The sequence below is a fragment of the Candidatus Binatia bacterium genome, assembly GCA_029243485.1.
GTDB lineage: Bacteria > Desulfobacterota > Binatia > UBA12015 > UBA12015 > VGTG01.
In genome coordinates, this window is the sequence record JAQWRY010000003.1 from 45,317 (window position 1) to 60,118 (window position 14,802).

Consider the following 14,802-nt stretch of genomic DNA (forward strand, 5'->3'; position numbering starts at 1 on the left):
GACCCCGTAGTCCCCGACCCGCTCCCAAAGTCGACTCAACGTCCCCTGTGCCGCCGTGCGTACCTCACCGGGCAAGGTCGCTCCGATCTTGCGACGCCGCCGAGTTGGCGGCGTTTGGGTTCGGCTGCGCTGAACTCCGGGGTGAAGTCGAAGCGTTCGAGGAGGCGGCGGGTGGAGATGCGAATTGCGGTGATCGCGAAGCGTTGCGCGGGGCAGGAGTGTCGCCCGTGGCCGAAGGTGCTGACGAGTTCTTTCGTGGGCACGTCGACCGAGGGGGCGAGGCGGCGGCCCTGGTAGTGATCGGGTTCGAACGTTTCGAGGCCGGCGGCGCAGGACACGTTCGTGACGGACAGCATGGTTGCGATCAACACGCCCGGGCCGACGCGATAGGTTTGCCGCCCGTCGTCGATCTCGACCGGCTCTAGCACGTGCCGAAGGGTGATGGATCGCTGCGCCATGCGAATCGACTCGTTGGCGCACTTCTCGAGGAGGACGTCGTCTCCGTCGCGAATGCGCTCGAGGAACGTCGGTCGCAAGATGACGTTTACGAAGGTCCAAGCAAGCGCGGCGTAGAGGTTCGATTGCGCGCCCATGTGGAGCACCATTACGTCGCGAGCGACCTGCACCGGCCGTTCGTCTTCCGGCACGTCTGCAAACGAGTCCCAGATCTGATCCAGGAAGTCGCCGTGCCTCTTCTCCCGCAGGCATCTCTCGGCGAGGATCTCGCCGAGGATGGCCTCGATCCCGTGCTGCGCACGTCGCTCCCGCGCCTGCTTCGTCGCCTGCGCGATCAAGCCCTGGATGGGCTGGACGAAGGAGTCGGCGCTGTCGAGACGGTTGAAAAGGGGAATCAGCCGGTCGAGGTAGCGGGGCGACGCGGCCTCCGTACCCGCCCAGGCCCCAAGCCCGAGTCGGTGGCCCAGGCGTCGCATCTCGTCGAAGACTTCGAAGCGCCCGCTGTCGCCGAGCTCCTCGAGCTCTAGGTCGACGGCCTCCTCGAGCACGTCGACGTACCGCTCGACCTCCTGGTTTCCGAAGAGGTCGTGCGGCCGGTTACGGCGGCCGAGAAAGATCTCGATCGGCACCTTCGCCTTCAGCAGGTTGAAGGTGGCGATGCCGAAGCTCGCCTCGTCCTCCGGCAGCTCGTACAGCCGCCGCACGCCCTCGGGGGAAAAGACGCAGAACAGCCGGTTTCCGAAGGCGTCCACGAGATACGTCTCCCCAAGCTTGCGACGCTGCTCCTCGAAGAACCGGGTCGGGTTCTGGAGGAGCGGGATGCCCGCACCGACCCAGGGCAGACGCGAGTCGACCCGGGGCGGCATCGGCGCCACGTTGCGTTCGTCCGGCACTGCCGATCGATAGTCCGCGGAGCGACGCGCCGTCAATCGGACCGCCGTCGGGGTTGGGGTGCGTTACCCGCTGTGGCGCTCCGTCACGTCTGTGACGTCCAAGGCGCTAGAGGACCCTCGTTCTCCCCGAGTTCCGGCAGCGACGGCTGGCCCCGGAGTTGCAGTCCCGTCGTAGCGTGATCGACGGCGACGCAACGGGAGTGGACGAGATGAACGGTGATATCGCAGTGGGAGCATTCGAGGGTGTGGGCTCGGTACCGGCCGCCATGCACATGGAGTTGGGCGGAGATCCCTTGCTCGACGCGCTCGCCTTCGGCGGGCTCACGCTCGCGCTGGTCGCGGCCGCCCTGCTGCTCGTCTTGAATCGCGAAGAGCCGCGGCAACCGGCCTGAGCCGGCACGCAGGCCCCCGGCTAATCCTCGGCGAACCCGCCCTGCGGGAGCACTTGCAGACCCTCCGACGGCTCGACCTGCTGATCGTCCCCGGCGCCGCACCGAGCCCCGTCGAGGCTCTGCCAGGTGCCGTTTACGCAGTTCTGCTTCAGGCCGGCTTGGCAGATGGTCATGCCTTCCTCGTAGCGCTGGCCTTCGTACGTGCAGCCCTGCGACTGTGCCGCCGCGTAGGGCGCGCTGCCTACGACCAACCCGATCACTGCAATGAGTGCCCAACCGCTCCGCATCATTCTCTCTCCTGGCCTTGGTGACGCGCGTTCATCCTGCCGGATTTCGCGGGCCGAAAGAAGGTGGGCACCTCCGAACCCCGCCGCAAACCCCGTCGAGTCAGTTCAGCAGCCGTACGCGACCTGGACCCCCGTATGGTCGGAGGCCCAGCAGATGGGGTCGGGCAACGGGCCGCAGGAGGGCGAAAACGCATTCGGTACCTCGGCCCAGAGCTGCGTCCCTGGACCCAGGCCGTTCGCCGGCAACAGAACCGGTTGGCACGCGGCGTCGTCGGCGGCCGGAATCAGAAAGACGTAGTCGATCCGGCGGTTCACGTTCAGCTCCGGAGACTCGAGCTCGGGTAGGGTGTCGCCGTCGCGCCCCGAGGTACAGCCGATACCCGTTTCGGGGTCGCATTCGGCGTTCCCGGCGGCGATGTAGGTGTCGATCCACCCTCGATCGACGAACTGATGGTAGGTGAATGACCCCGGCGGGGCGTTCATGTCGCCCGCGGCGAGGGCGGCTTCGGGCACATCGTGGGTCCGTTCGATGAACCGGGCCATCTGCACGGCCTGGCAATCCCGTACGGTCGGGGCGCCGGCGCGGACGCACTCGGGAGGACAATCGACCCCGCACGGGTTCGGTCCACCGTCCGCTCCGGAAGCCAGGTGTGTCGAGTACACGTCGAGGGGGCCGTTGGGATGATCGATTCGGGTGAGCAGGACCCGCCGGAAGCCGAGGTAGAGCTCCTGCTGCTCCACGATTTCGGCCGGGTACCGGGAGAGCACGAGCTCGTCGTCCACGCCGCTCTGGGTCGCGCCGAGGATCACCTCGTAGGGGAACGGACAGACGTCGCCCGCGCCCTCTTCGATCAACGCAACGCTCGGCGGCCAGATCTCCTGCAGCGTGACGACGTCCGGGCAGCCGCTGCCGCGGACGAACTCGAACATCAGATCGACGCGGTCCGGCAGCCGACAGGCGTCGCTGTCCGGCGGGCAGAAGATCCCATGGATCAGGTTCAGATTCGCGAGCGTTACGGCGGGGGCGATGCCCGCCACCTTCGTATCGCCGCAGGCGGCCAATCCGAGGAGGCAGGCGGAGAGGAGAAAGTTCTTTCCGGCTCTCATTTCTCCAGCTTTCTCAAGATTTTATGGCGGCAGTCAAGTTTCTCGTCCCGAGGGGCATAAAGCGCACCGCAACGATTTTCCCAAAGCAGACGGTCAGGCATCGAATCCGGTAGCGAGAGAGACTCCCCCACTCGACTCGACAATCATGAGGACTACGTGATGCCCCCAGCCGCTGCCGTCCTGATCGAAGACCGTCACGCCGAGCTTTTCCAGCCGGACACCGCCCTTCCGTCCCAGTTCCAGGACCTCTGGGCCCGGAGCCCCCGATTGCCCCCCGGACCGCGCCTCGCCTTGGCCGTCCTGCAACTCGCCGTCGTGGACTTCCTGAAGTATCGGGGCGCGTGTCGCGAGCAGGAGCAGCGGATGTACCGGAAAGCTCGCTGCTGGATGACCTCGAAGGACGAGAGCTGGCCGCTCTCCTACATGAACGTCTGCGACACCCTCGAGATCGCGCCGGACCAGCTTCGGAGCCGCGTGATGGCGGCGTCGTACTTCGAGCGCCAGGTCGCCATCCGCGAGGTCGGCAAGCTGCTCGACGCCGGTCGTCGCTAGGAGCTTGGCCCAAGATGGCTCACGACGAGCTGACGCCGATTCCTCCGTGTTCCTCAGCCGAGGACGTCGACGTAGCTCTGGTGGATCTCGGCGATGCGTTCGGCGAGATCTTCGTGCTTCCAGTCGCTCGTATCGACCGGCGGTAGGACTTCCACGTCGATCGTCGTGGGCCGCACGAAGAACCAGTGCTTCGGCAGCGCGTCGAGCGTGTTCTTCAGCACAATCGGCACGATGGGAACGCCCGCCTCCATCGCCATGCGGAACGCACCCTTCTTGAACCGCGTGGGGTGCGGCGTCGTCGTTCGTGCTCCTTCGGGTGCGATCGCGAGTGAGATCCCCTGTCGGAGCGCGTCGACCGCGGGGCCGAGCGCCTCGATCGCCTTGTCATGATTCGTCCGATCCACGAACACGGTGCCGGCAAACGACATGAGGGGACCGAGGATCGGGTTCGATTGCAGCTCCTTCTTCCCGATGCCGACGAAGTCACGTCGCAGGAGCTTGCAGATGAGCAGCATGTCGAGCCCGCTCTGGTGGTTGAAGATGAACACGGCGGGGCGATGAGACCAGAGATGTTCTTCTCCGCTCACCCGGACTTCGACACCGGCGAATGTCGTAGCGAGTTCGCCCCACGTCGACGCGGTGATGTTGACCGCGCGCTGCCAATCTCCCGTGAGGTAGGCTGCCGGTAGGCCGAGGAGGAGCGAAGGGATGAGGCTTCCGGCGGCGAGGCCGGTCCGAACGACCTCTGCCATCCCTGGCCGGCTTCGGTGCGTGAACTGCATCGCCGGCCAATCGCGTCGCGCGGCGATCTTCGCGAGATTGCCGTTGGGGTTTGTCGGGCGCGGGTTTCCTACGATGTCGAGCAGGGGCAGGTCTTCGTCCGAGTCCGTGTAGAAATAGCTTCGTTCGAGATCGATCGGGATAGTTTCGGCGAGAGAGCGCGCCGCAATCGCCTTGCCTTCGCCGTAACAACTCGGGCTCATGATCTCGCCGGTGAGGAGGCCGTCTCGGACCTCGAGGCGCGAGGCCAGCACGTGCTCGATTCCGAGGTCGTCCGCGACGGGCTCCACCTGGAAGCGCGTGGCTGACGAGACGACGGCAATGGTGTGCCCTCTGCGCCGGTGCGCATCGACGATCGCGCGCGCCTCGGGGTGAATGCGGGAACCGAGGTCTTCTTCGAAGACGCGGCGCCCGACCTTCTCGAACTCCGATTCGGACATCCCACGCAGCAGTCGAGCGAAGCCGGTGAGGAACGACGAGAAGTCGATCGTACCGAGTTCGAAACTCGCGGCCGCCATCGCGAGCTCGGCGAGGTCGATCGGGCCGTACTGGCCGTGCATCGCCCCGTCGCGCACGAAGGTGAGAGCGGAGAATCCCTGGATCAGGGTTCGATCGAGATCGAAGAAAGCCGCGATCTCGGGGCCTTCTTCACTTTGTTCGATCTCGCGTGTGAGTTCGGGGTACGCCGACATGCAGTTCTCGTCGCCAAAGCCGTCTGCGGGACGCTATCGCGGTCGCTCGGATGAGGAAAGGCTTCCAGCCTGGACTAAAGCCCGAGGTTGTTCCAAGAGGGGGGCATGAGCACGACGGGTGAGGTCCGCTCCGGGTCGACCGGAGGCGGCAAAATTTCGCATTCGGAGTCCCGCGGGTGGTCCGGGGAGCCGGGGCAGCGGGTCGTGTTCCTCCTCGATGCGTGCAGCGGTCTCGAGCGCCAGGTGCTCGCGGACTGGATCGCGGAGCACCGACCCGAAAACGGCTCCAGCCCGCCCGTGGAGACGGTGCATCTGCCGCCGTCCCGCAGGCGGGGAGCGCGCCACGGTGGAGACGGTGCGCTCGAAGCCGTGCTGGCTTCCGGAGACGAAGCTCTGCTCGCGCCCCTGCGCGTCGCGTGGGACCGGGAGAAGGTCGAGGGCAAGCGCGAAAACCCGGTGAGGGAGCTCCTGACGGTCGGCGATCCGCGGGACCCCGGGCCTTTACGCCAACGCTGGATCCGGAACCGATCGCCTCACCTCTGCCATGTCGTGTGCGGCGAGCCGGCCACCGTGTCGGACCTTCGGGATCGGTGGCGTCATCAGAGCGGAGCCGACGTCTCGCACACGACCAGCCTCGCCGAGTTCGTCGAGCGTCAGGCCGCACTGGCGCTCGAGCGGGCCGAGCGGCGATTGCGCGGCCAGAAGTACAAGGTGCCGAAGCTCGTCCGCGAGGACATCCTCGCCCGAGCCGGATTCCGTGTGGGCGTCGCGAAGCTCGCGCGCGAGATCGGACAGACGGAGAAGAAGGTCGGACAACGGGCGGGGGGCTATCTCCGCGAGATCGCGGCGACGCACAGCCCGCACGTCATCGACCTCTGCGCCCACCTGATCCATTCGCTCTACACGCAGGGGTACGGAGATGCGCTTCACTACGATCGGGAGCGACTCGAGCAGATCTACGAACTGACGCAGCGCTACCCGCTCGTGTTCCTCCCCTCACACAAGTCGAACCTAGATCACCTGGTGTTGCAGTACGCGCTGCACGAGAACGGCCATCCGCCGAACCACACGGCCGGTGGCATCAACATGAATTTTTTTCCGATCGGGCCGCTCGTTCGCCGCAGCGGCGTGTTCTTCATCCGCCGGGCGTTTAAGGACAACCCGGTCTACAAGTTCGTGCTGCGGCAGTACGTCGACTACTTGATCGAGAAGCGGTTCTCCCTCGAGTGGTACATTGAGGGAGGACGCTCTCGTTCGGGGAAACTCCTGCCGCCGCGGATGGGACTCATGGCGTACGTCGCCGAGGCTTACAAGCGCGGGAAGGCCGAGGACGTTTACTTGATCCCCGTCTCGATTGCCTACGACCAGATTCAGGACGTGGGCGACTACGTCGCCGAGCAGCGCGGCGCGAAGAAGGAGAAGGAGAGCTTCGGCTGGCTCCTAAAGATGATTCGTTCTCTTCGGAGTCGCTACGGCCAGATCTACATCAGCTTCGGCGATCCGGTGTCGTTGCGCGAAACGCTCGGGGCGCCCGATGTGGCCTGCGAGCCGCCCGTGGAGGAACAGAACCTCGCAATTCAGAAGCTGGCCTTCGAGGTGGCGGTCCGAATCGACCGCGTGACTCCGGTTACGGCCACGTCTCTCGTCACGCTGGGCCTGCTCGGCGTCGGCGACCGGGCCCTCTCGTTGGGGGAAACGAGGCTCGTACTCGATCCAATGCTCGAGTACGTTGAAAAGTGCGACGTCCCCGTCACCGACGAATTCGAACTGGGCTCCGACGACGGCTTGCAGCGGGCGCTCGAAGCGCTCGTCGATTCCGGGGTGGTTTCTTGCTTCGCCGAGGGCCCGGAGCCGGTCTACGCGATCGGGACCAATCAACACCTGACGGCTGCGTACTATCGCAACACGATCATCCACTTCTTCCTCGCGGGCGCCATTGCCGAGTTGGCCCTTCTTCGGGCGGCCGAGCCGGAGGTCGAGGATGCACGGACGGAGTTCTTGGAAGAGGCTCTTCGGCTGCGCGATCTGCTCAAGTTCGAGTTCTTCTTTCCCGAGAAGGAAGATTTTCGCGCCGAACTCGGTGCCGATCTCGACCTGCGGGCGGACGGATGGAGCCGCGCCATGGGGCTCGGCCCGGATGAAATCCACGCGTTGGCCCGTCGGATGCGGCCGCTCCTTTCGCATCGCGTGTTACGCCCGTACGTCGAGGCGTATCAAGTCGTCGCCGATGCGCTCGAGCAACAGCCTACGGACAAGGAACTCGATGAGGGCGCGTTTCTCACGAGCTGCGTGGGTCTCGGAAAGCAGTACGTCTTGCAGCGCCGCATTCATAGTGCGGAGTCGGTCTCCCGCGTCTCGTTCGAGACCGCACTCAAGCTTGCGAAGAATCGGGGACTCGTGGACGTAGGTGGTGAGGACCTGGCGGCGCGTCGTGCCGCGTTCGCCGAAGAGGCGCAGCGCGCCGTTCGGCGCATCGAAGCGGTCGCGTCGATCGCGGCCGGTCGCCGTGCCGGACTGATCCCCTGAGAATTGGACGCGTGACTCGAACTACGTTCCTCTGGTGTGCGCTCGCCGCGTTGATTGTCGTGTCCGGCGGGGCGCCGGCTTCTGCACGGGCCGGGGTGTCGGCGGAGGCACCTCGGTATCAGGCGCTCGCCGAGGGCCTCGTGGGCACTGGGCAGGGCGTGTTTGCGGTCGCCGAAGATGGAACGGTCTTGGCGTCGGTGGCGGCGGACCGCGCCGTGCATCCGGCGTCCGTGAGCAAGGTGCCCTCGACGCTGGCTCTTCTGCGGACCCTCGGACCCGACTACCGATTTGTGACGAAACTCCGCGGGGCGGCGCCCGAGGCGGGTGTGATCCCGGGAGATCTGGTCGTCGAATCGGCGGGGGATCCCTTTCTCCTTCCACAGGGTGCGGCGTACATCCTCGGCGAACTCGGGGACATCGGGGTCCGTCGGGTCGCCGGGAGGCTCCGCGTCGAAGGGCCGCTGTACTATGACTGGAAGCCCGACCCGGCCGGGAAGCGATTCGGCGCGGTGCTCCGCGGCAAGATCTCCTCGGCGGCTCGGCGCGAGGCGAACGAGCGGCGCGGTTCGGACGGCAAGCCTTCCGTCGTGTTCGAACACAATAAGGCGGCTTCCGCTCCGGCGACGGAGACAATTCTCGTCCACTTGTCGCCCCCGCTGCCACGCATCTTGAAGGAACTGAACGGGTATTCGAACAACATCTTCCATCCGCTCTCCGATCGAGTCGGAGGGCCGGCAGCGGTTCAGCGTGTCGCGCGCGCGAGCGTGCCAAAGGCGATGGCGGACGAAATCGTGATCACGAACGCGGCGGGGGCGGGCAAGACCAATCGGCTGAGCCCGCGCGCGGCGGTCGCCTTGTACCAGGCTCTGGAGCGTGAACTCCGCGAGCACGGGCTGGTGCTGACAGACGTTCTGCCGGTCGCGGGGCGCGATCGTGGGACGCTGCAGCGGCGCTTCTCGTCGCCGGAGTTGCGGGGCTCTGTCGTCGGGAAAACCGGGACGTACGGCTCGCTCGGCGCGTCGTCGCTCGCGGGGGTAGCTCGCACCAGGCGGTTCGGAAAGGTCACGTTCGCAATTCTCAATCGCGACGTGCCCGTGGCCGAGGCGCGACGGCGGCAGAATGCGTTTGTCACCGCGCTGCTCGCCGACGCGGGAGCCGTTCCTTGGCCCTACGAGCCGCTCCCTTCTCCGATCCTCCTCGAAGAGACGGTGGTCGTGAACGTGGGAGGAGACTGATGGCCCGCATCGTCGTTCTCGATGGCTACACGCTGAATCCGGGGGACAACCCGTGGGACGACCTCGCGCGCGTCGGAGACCTCGAAGTGCACGACCGGTCGACACTGGGCGAGATCGAGGAGCGCGCGCGTGGCGCCGACATCGTCGTAACCAACAAGGCCCCGTTGTCGGCTGAGATGATCGGCGTATTGGCGGAGCTGCGCTTCATCGCCGTGACCGCGACCGGATTCAACGTCGTCGACGTTGGTGCCGCGGCGGCACGGCGGATCCCGGTCTCGAACGTCCCATCGTACGGGACCGAGTCGGTCGCACAGTTCACGCTCGCGCTGGTCCTGGAACTCGCTTCTCGCGTCGGGGAGCACGACCGAGCGGTCCAGGAAGGCGCTTGGAATGCCTCTCCCGATTTCTGCTTCTGGAGCACCTCTCCCGTCGAGCTGAGTGGTCTCACGATGGGTGTCGTGGGGTTCGGTGCGATTGGTCGGCGGGTCGGCGGGCTGGCACATGCCTTTGGCATGCCGGTGCTGGCGAGTGGACGCCCCGGCGGTGGTCGCGAAGAGCCCGGGTACGAACCGTTCGAATGGTGCGACGTCGACGAACTGTTCTCTCGCGCCGACGTCGTGAGTCTGCATTGCCCGCTCACGGCCGACAACGCAGGACTCGTCAGTCGAGGCCGACTCGCGCGAATGAAGCCGGGGGCGTTCCTCATCAATACGGCGCGCGGCCCCCTCGTCGATGAGCACGCGCTTGCTGACGCTCTCGAGCGCGGCGTCCTGCGAGGTGCGGCGGTCGACGTCGCTTCGAGCGAACCGATAGCGTCGGACAATCCCCTGCTCTCGGCTCCTCGGTGTATCGTGACCCCGCACATCGCATGGGCAACGCTGGCGGCGCGTCGGCGGCTGATGAAAACGACCGTCGACAACGTGCGTGCGTTTCTCGCCGGAGCCCCGGTGAACGTCGTCCGTTGACGGCTCTGCGAGCTGTATGTTCTATAGATGGCGATGATTCCGATGCGCCACGCCCTGGTGCTCGCCGGCACTCTGTCGACTCTCCTCGCACCCGTGCACGCATGGGCCGGTCCGGAGTTGGAGCTGGACGTCGAGCGGATCGAGAGCTCGGTCCTCATCGAGAACCGCGTGTTTCATCCTCCGCAGGAACACATTCGACGCGACGAGTTCGCGCCGGTCTCCGGCAACTGTGTCCTCGATCCGAGTGAGGCATGCGTCGGTGGGCCCGGCATCCGAAGGTTGCTGCGTTTCGATGCGTTGATTCATAACCGAGGCGACGAGGATCTCGTCCTCGGAAACCCGGAGGATCTCCCAGAGTTGTTCGAGTTCAGCGAGTGCCACGGTCACTTCCACTTCGCGCAGGCCTCGATCTACGAGCTGCTCGATGATGACGGTATGCTCGTCGCGCCGGGACGGAAGCAGGGGTTCTGCCTCGAAGACACGACGCCATCGAGTCGGAGCACCCGGATGGGACGCCGTTATTACTGTGAGAACCAGGGCCTGCAGGTGGGTTGGGCCGACCACTACCCGCGGGAGATCGACTGCCAGTGGATCGACGTCACCGACGTGCCGCCCGGTGACTACACGCTCAGGGTCCACTGGAACCCGCAGGGGCTTCTCGAAGACGACGACATGACGAACAACGAAGGGTTGGTGGCCGTAACTCTAGAGGCGCCCGTGAGTGAGGCGCCCGAAGTGTCGCGGATCTGGCGCCCGAGCGGCTTTGCGTCGTACGCGACCGGGCGCGCGATGTTCATCCAGTGGTCTGCGAAAGACGACGTCGCGATCATCTCTCAAGAGGTGTGGTTCTCGCTCGACGACGGGGAGACCTGGGAACAGCTGGTGGGAGACCTCGAAGGGGATCAGCGCTGGTACGTTTGGACCATACCGCCCGGAGCCGCGACGGCGCGGGCTCGCGTGCGCGTCGTTGCGCGCGATGGAGAGGTGCAGAGGGGCGAACAGACTTCGGCCCCGTTCCGGGTAAGCAATTCCCGCCGGCTTTCCATTCGTCGGCGCTGAGCACGCTCGGTCGACCGACCCGGTCGGCCGGCAGAACTGGGCGGGTTAATCGACGACGACCAGGTAGTACTGGCCGGTCATGATGAACATCTCGTTCTCGGTGCTGACGCCGCCGGAGATCCGACACGCGTCGCAGCTGCCGTCGCCCGATCCGGGTGAGGAGTCGCACGTCGCGTCGTCTCCGACACCCGCGCAGGGCTCCCCGAACCGCCCCTCGGCGCAGGCTACGACGACACACGGGGCGAATGCGTTCTCCGGCGTCTTCGATCGACGCGTGACGAGCGTCGGGTCGGGCTCGTCGCCTGGGCCCAGTCCGTTGTTGAACACGCCGCAGTAGCGGAGAGTTCGCTCGGCGGGATCTGCGGAATCGAACTTGAGAGCCGGATTGAAGTAGCGCTCCGTCGGCTCGTTGTAGATGAAGTTCTCGTAGAGAAGGGTGCCGTCGTTGTGCTCGATCGTGAAGTGCTCGCCGCGACCGTGGGTGTGGGAGCTCAGCATGAACAGACGGGCGCCGCGGGGGGCGACGTAGTCCGCGCAAAACCGCTCTCGGGTGTATGGGAGGTTGTTCGGCATGAAGATGTTGTCGATCGCGCGGATGCGGATCATCTCGAAGTCTTGTTGCTGCGCGAAGTGGAAGTTGATGCGCGCATCCATCGACGTGACTTGAGTCGTGAGATTGAACGAGTGCGAGTTCCAGAAGTAGACGCCGGCCAGCGGAATCTCGGAGTACAGGCCGTCGGGGAAGGCGCGTTCCTCGCGGGGCTGGCCGGCATTTGCCACGACGAACTGGCCGCTTTGGCCGTCGAGTTGGCGGGTGGGAGGTCCGAATCCGGCGCACGCGATCGAGTCCTCCACGACGGATCCGCATATTCCGTCGCCGCAGCTGCTGATGTCGAGCGGATCACAGGTATAGCCCGCGCGGGGGCCGCCCTTGCAGGTCCACTCGCCAAACACGGAGTCCGTGACTTCGGCGTCGATCAGGCCCGAGAACAGGAGTTGGAGGTGATGACTCTGCGGGTCCTGTCCGGCGACGACCTTCTGCCAACGGAAGCGGGTGCCCGTCTCGTCCAGCGCTTCGGCCGGAACTTGATCGCTGAAATCGTAGTAGGCGGCGAAGCAGACCTCCCGTTCGCGTCCGGGGCCCAGAGGGAAGGTTGGCATGACGAACTGAACGCCCTCACCAGGTGCGGGAGGATCCAGGGGCGCAATGTTCAGAGGCGTGGGGTCCGGTAGACAGCCGTCGATGAATCGCTCGGTCTGATCGACGGTTCCGACTTCCGGTGCGCCGCCGAAGATCCACACGCGCAAGAGGTCGAGGATCTCGTCGGACACGGGCGCGGAGCCGATCGGCATCGCAGATCCGCCGACCGCGTAGCGGTCGGGTTGCGCGGCCGCCGCGAGCTTCATCCACAGAACGCTCTGGCGCGCGCTGCCGGAGGTGATTCGGGTTCCACCGATCGTTGCGGGCGCGCCGACGAGGTTGTCGTAGGCGACGTCGGCCGAGAGGGCGAGGCCGCCGGCGGCTGCGTCGCCGTGGCAGACCTCCTGTGTGCATCCGTGCTGTTCGAAGACGATCGTCTGGATCGCGTCGAACGTTCCGTCGAACGCGACGCCGGCGTCACAGCCGGTCCCCGGAGGTGGTTCGACGGGGAGAGTCGTCGGCGGCGGCTCGGGATTCGTCGGAGGATCGACCACCGGCGCGGCGCTCGTGCCGGACGATGACCCGTCTCCGCAGCCGAGCCACGTCGATGCAGCGAGGATCCCGATTGCGGTGAGTATGCGCGATGCGGATACCGGATGTATTTCGTGCCGATGCACTAAAAGTCCCTCGAGGCTCAGAAGTACCATTAGTTTGGTCTTGAACGATAGTGCGAACGGCCGCATGCGAAAGGCTGCGTGGTCAACGGGGGTATTTGCCGGGTGTATGGTGCATGCCGGGGAGGTGGCGGACGACGACCTGGACGCCCTTGGCGGCGAGGTTCAGCAATCGGAAGAGCGGCCCCGCTGGTTCCCTGCCGAGTTCGACCAAGTAGACCGCCATGGGACCGTCGACGTGGATGGGGCGTGCGTTCTCGTCGAACTCATGCAGCAGCGCGTTCATCTTTGCGTTGCTGCGCAGGACCTCGGCGCGGAACTTCGTGATGCCGCGTTCGAGTGCGGCTTCGACGAGGCAGGAGAGGAGCCGTGAGCCGAGGCCCCGGCGCTGCATCTGGTCGACGACGGTGACGGCGGCCTCCGCGGTATCGGGTGCGTCGGAGAGGCGTGCGAACCGCGCGATGCCGTAGCCCTCGACTTCCGCTGTTCCCTCGGTGACGCCTGTCGCGACGATTGCGAAGTGGTCATCGTCCGCCTGCATCAGGCCGTCTAGCACATGCGCGGGGATGCGCGGCATCGAGGTGAAGAAGCGCCAGTAGCGAGATTCGGGAGAGAGTCGGTCGAACGCCGCTACGAGAGCGGGTCGATCTCCTTGGCGAAGCCGTCGCAGCCTGATCTTGGTGCCGTCGTCGAGCGTCAGTTCTTCCTGCCACTTCTCCGTGAACCGCAGGGGGTCCTCGCGGTCGCCATGGTCTTCGGAAGCCATCTCGGGTTCCGGCATATGGCATTGTCCGAGCCGGTACTAGCGCGGCACACTAGCGCCCACCAGCCGCGCTCGACGTGCGGTCGCTCCTTCCGTACCGTTCGGAGATGCAGTTTGCGTATACGGCGGAACAGGACGCCCTTCGTCGCGAACTTCGTCAGTACTTCCGGGAGTTGATGACCGAGGAAGTGATGACGGAGGTCGCCGCGGGGAATACCGGTGGGCCGCACTGCCTCGAGGCAGTGCGCAAGATGGGCCGCGACGGCTGGCTCGGGCTCGGGTGGCCGAAGGAATACGGTGGCCAGGGTCGCGGCATCGTCGATCAGTTCATCTTCTACGACGAGTCGTGGCGGGCGCTCGCGCCGGTTCCGGCTCTCACTATCAACGCGGTCGCGCAGACGATGATGGCCTACGCGAATCAAGAGCAGAAGGACTTCTTCCTTCCGCGCATCCTCGCGGGCGAGCTCCACTTCGCAATCGGCTACACCGAGCCGAACGCCGGCACCGACCTTGCTTCCCTTCGTACGCGTGCCGTGCGGGACGGAGACGAGTGGGTCATCAACGGTCAGAAGATCTACACGAGCCTCGCCGGCTACGCCGACTACATCTGGCTCGCGGCGCGGACGGATCCGGATGCTCCCAAGCACAAAGGGATTTCTATCTTCGCCGTCCCGACCTCCGCGAAGGGTTTCTCCTGGACGGAAATTGGCACGATCGTGAAGTCGGGAACCACCTCGACGTACTATGAAGATCTGCGTGTGCCGGCTTCGGCGCTCGTGGGCGAGGAGAACGGTGGGTGGAAGCTCATCACCAACCAGCTCAACTACGAGCGGGTCGCGATCTGTCCTCCGGGGATGATCGCGCAGGTGTTCGACGACACCGTTGCCTGGGCGCGAGAGACGAATCGGCCGGGTGGCACGCGCGTGATCGACGAGCCGTGGGTTCGAAGCAATCTCGCGAAGGTGCGGGCCAAGCTCGAGTATTTGAAGCTCATCAACTGGAAGGTCGTTTCGGCGGCGCAGCTCGATCCGGCGGACTCGAGCGTGACGAAGGTCTACGGCACGGAGTTCTTCTGTGAGGCGTATCGCTCGCTTCTCGAGGTCTTTGGGCCGGCCGGGTATTTGAAGTTGGGCTCGCGCGGCGCGGTGCTGCGCGGGCGCGTCGAACGCGCCTACCAGGGCACGCTCTTTCTCACATTCGGCGGCGGTACGAACGAGATCCAACGTGACCTCGTCTGTCTGTTCGGCCTGGGGATGCCGCGCGTTCCGCGCATGTAGGAG

13 protein-coding genes are annotated in these 14,802 nt (G+C 65.6%); 7 read left to right on the top strand and 6 right to left on the bottom strand.

Annotated elements, in window-relative coordinates; genetic code table 11:
- Positions 1-35 precede the first annotated feature (35 nt).
- Positions 36-1,349, bottom strand: a complete 1,314-nt coding sequence (locus tag P8R42_02295) for a cytochrome P450 (protein ID MDG2303477.1) — start codon at positions 1,347-1,349, stop codon at positions 36-38.
- A gap of 209 nt (positions 1,350-1,558) precedes the next feature.
- Here P8R42_02295 and P8R42_02300 point away from each other — a divergent pair, with 209 nt between their 5' ends.
- Positions 1,559-1,741: a hypothetical protein gene (locus tag P8R42_02300; protein MDG2303478.1), complete on the top strand. Its 183-nt coding sequence runs from the start codon at positions 1,559-1,561 to the stop codon at positions 1,739-1,741.
- A 20-nt stretch (positions 1,742-1,761) separates the two neighbouring features.
- On the opposite strand, the gene P8R42_02305 is transcribed toward P8R42_02300, so the two are convergent.
- Both P8R42_02305 and P8R42_02310 read right to left on the bottom strand, forming a co-directional pair.
- Positions 1,762-2,028: a hypothetical protein gene (locus P8R42_02305; GenBank protein MDG2303479.1), complete on the bottom strand. Its 267-nt coding sequence runs from the start codon at positions 2,026-2,028 to the stop codon at positions 1,762-1,764.
- Positions 2,029-2,133: 105 nt separating this feature from the next.
- Entirely contained in the window at positions 2,134-3,135 is a 1,002-nt protein-coding gene (locus tag P8R42_02310; GenBank protein MDG2303480.1) for an endonuclease/exonuclease/phosphatase family protein, read from the bottom strand.
- A gap of 159 nt (positions 3,136-3,294) precedes the next feature.
- Between P8R42_02310 and P8R42_02315 the strand changes: the two genes are divergently transcribed.
- Positions 3,295-3,687 (top strand): hypothetical protein, encoded by a 393-nt coding sequence (locus P8R42_02315; GenBank protein ID MDG2303481.1) that lies wholly within the window; start codon positions 3,295-3,297, stop codon positions 3,685-3,687.
- Between the two features lie 53 nt (positions 3,688-3,740).
- Here P8R42_02315 and P8R42_02320 read toward each other — a convergent pair whose 3' ends face one another.
- Positions 3,741-5,159: an HAD-IB family hydrolase gene (locus P8R42_02320; GenBank protein ID MDG2303482.1), complete on the bottom strand. Its 1,419-nt coding sequence runs from the start codon at positions 5,157-5,159 to the stop codon at positions 3,741-3,743.
- A 105-nt stretch (positions 5,160-5,264) separates the two neighbouring features.
- Between P8R42_02320 and P8R42_02325 the strand changes: the two genes are divergently transcribed.
- Genes P8R42_02325 through P8R42_02340 form a run of 4 tightly spaced genes read left to right on the top strand, consistent with a single transcriptional unit; the run spans position 5,265 to position 10,944 of the window.
- On the top strand, positions 5,265-7,685 hold the full coding sequence (locus P8R42_02325) for a glycerol-3-phosphate 1-O-acyltransferase (GenBank protein ID MDG2303483.1): 2,421 nt from the start codon (positions 5,265-5,267) through the stop codon (positions 7,683-7,685).
- 11 nt (positions 7,686-7,696) lie between these two features.
- On the top strand, positions 7,697-8,920 hold the full coding sequence (locus tag P8R42_02330; GenBank protein ID MDG2303484.1) for a D-alanyl-D-alanine carboxypeptidase: 1,224 nt from the start codon (positions 7,697-7,699) through the stop codon (positions 8,918-8,920).
- Entirely contained in the window at positions 8,920-9,885 is a 966-nt protein-coding gene (locus P8R42_02335) for a D-2-hydroxyacid dehydrogenase (GenBank protein ID MDG2303485.1), read from the top strand. Before P8R42_02330 ends, P8R42_02335 begins: the two co-directional genes overlap by 1 nt.
- Before the next feature lie 27 nt (positions 9,886-9,912).
- Positions 9,913-10,944 (top strand): lysyl oxidase family protein, encoded by a 1,032-nt coding sequence (locus P8R42_02340; protein MDG2303486.1) that lies wholly within the window; start codon positions 9,913-9,915, stop codon positions 10,942-10,944.
- 45 nt (positions 10,945-10,989) lie between these two features.
- Here P8R42_02340 and P8R42_02345 read toward each other — a convergent pair whose 3' ends face one another.
- The gene (locus tag P8R42_02345) at positions 10,990-12,792 is read right to left on the bottom strand and encodes a hypothetical protein (protein ID MDG2303487.1); all 1,803 of its coding nucleotides are present in this window, start codon (positions 12,790-12,792) and stop codon (positions 10,990-10,992) included.
- Positions 12,793-12,844: 52 nt separating this feature from the next.
- The gene (locus P8R42_02350) at positions 12,845-13,525 is read right to left on the bottom strand and encodes a GNAT family N-acetyltransferase (protein ID MDG2303488.1); all 681 of its coding nucleotides are present in this window, start codon (positions 13,523-13,525) and stop codon (positions 12,845-12,847) included.
- Positions 13,526-13,629: 104 nt separating this feature from the next.
- Between P8R42_02350 and P8R42_02355 the strand changes: the two genes are divergently transcribed.
- Complete coding sequence (locus P8R42_02355) at positions 13,630-14,799, top strand: acyl-CoA dehydrogenase family protein (GenBank protein ID MDG2303489.1); 1,170 nt, start codon at positions 13,630-13,632, stop codon at positions 14,797-14,799.
- Positions 14,800-14,802 lie beyond the last annotated feature (3 nt).

Excerpts from the sequence above, each read along its gene's own strand:
- P8R42_02300 (MDG2303478.1), top strand. The coding sequence starts at position 1,559 with ATGAACGGTGATATCGCAGTGGGAGCATTCGAGGGTGTGGGCTCGGTA.
- P8R42_02305 (MDG2303479.1), bottom strand. The coding sequence starts at position 2,028 with ATGCGGAGCGGTTGGGCACTCATTGCAGTGATCGGGTTGGTCGTAGGC.
- P8R42_02310 (MDG2303480.1), bottom strand. The coding sequence starts at position 3,135 with ATGAGAGCCGGAAAGAACTTTCTCCTCTCCGCCTGCCTCCTCGGATTG.
- P8R42_02315 (MDG2303481.1), top strand. The coding sequence starts at position 3,295 with ATGCCCCCAGCCGCTGCCGTCCTGATCGAAGACCGTCACGCCGAGCTT.
- P8R42_02320 (MDG2303482.1), bottom strand. The coding sequence starts at position 5,159 with ATGTCGGCGTACCCCGAACTCACACGCGAGATCGAACAAAGTGAAGAA.
- P8R42_02325 (MDG2303483.1), top strand. The coding sequence starts at position 5,265 with ATGAGCACGACGGGTGAGGTCCGCTCCGGGTCGACCGGAGGCGGCAAA.
- P8R42_02335 (MDG2303485.1), top strand. The coding sequence starts at position 8,920 with ATGGCCCGCATCGTCGTTCTCGATGGCTACACGCTGAATCCGGGGGAC.
- P8R42_02340 (MDG2303486.1), top strand. The coding sequence starts at position 9,913 with ATGGCGATGATTCCGATGCGCCACGCCCTGGTGCTCGCCGGCACTCTG.
- P8R42_02345 (MDG2303487.1), bottom strand. The coding sequence starts at position 12,792 with ATGGTACTTCTGAGCCTCGAGGGACTTTTAGTGCATCGGCACGAAATA.
- P8R42_02350 (MDG2303488.1), bottom strand. The coding sequence starts at position 13,525 with ATGGCTTCCGAAGACCATGGCGACCGCGAGGACCCCCTGCGGTTCACG.
- P8R42_02355 (MDG2303489.1), top strand. The coding sequence starts at position 13,630 with ATGCAGTTTGCGTATACGGCGGAACAGGACGCCCTTCGTCGCGAACTT.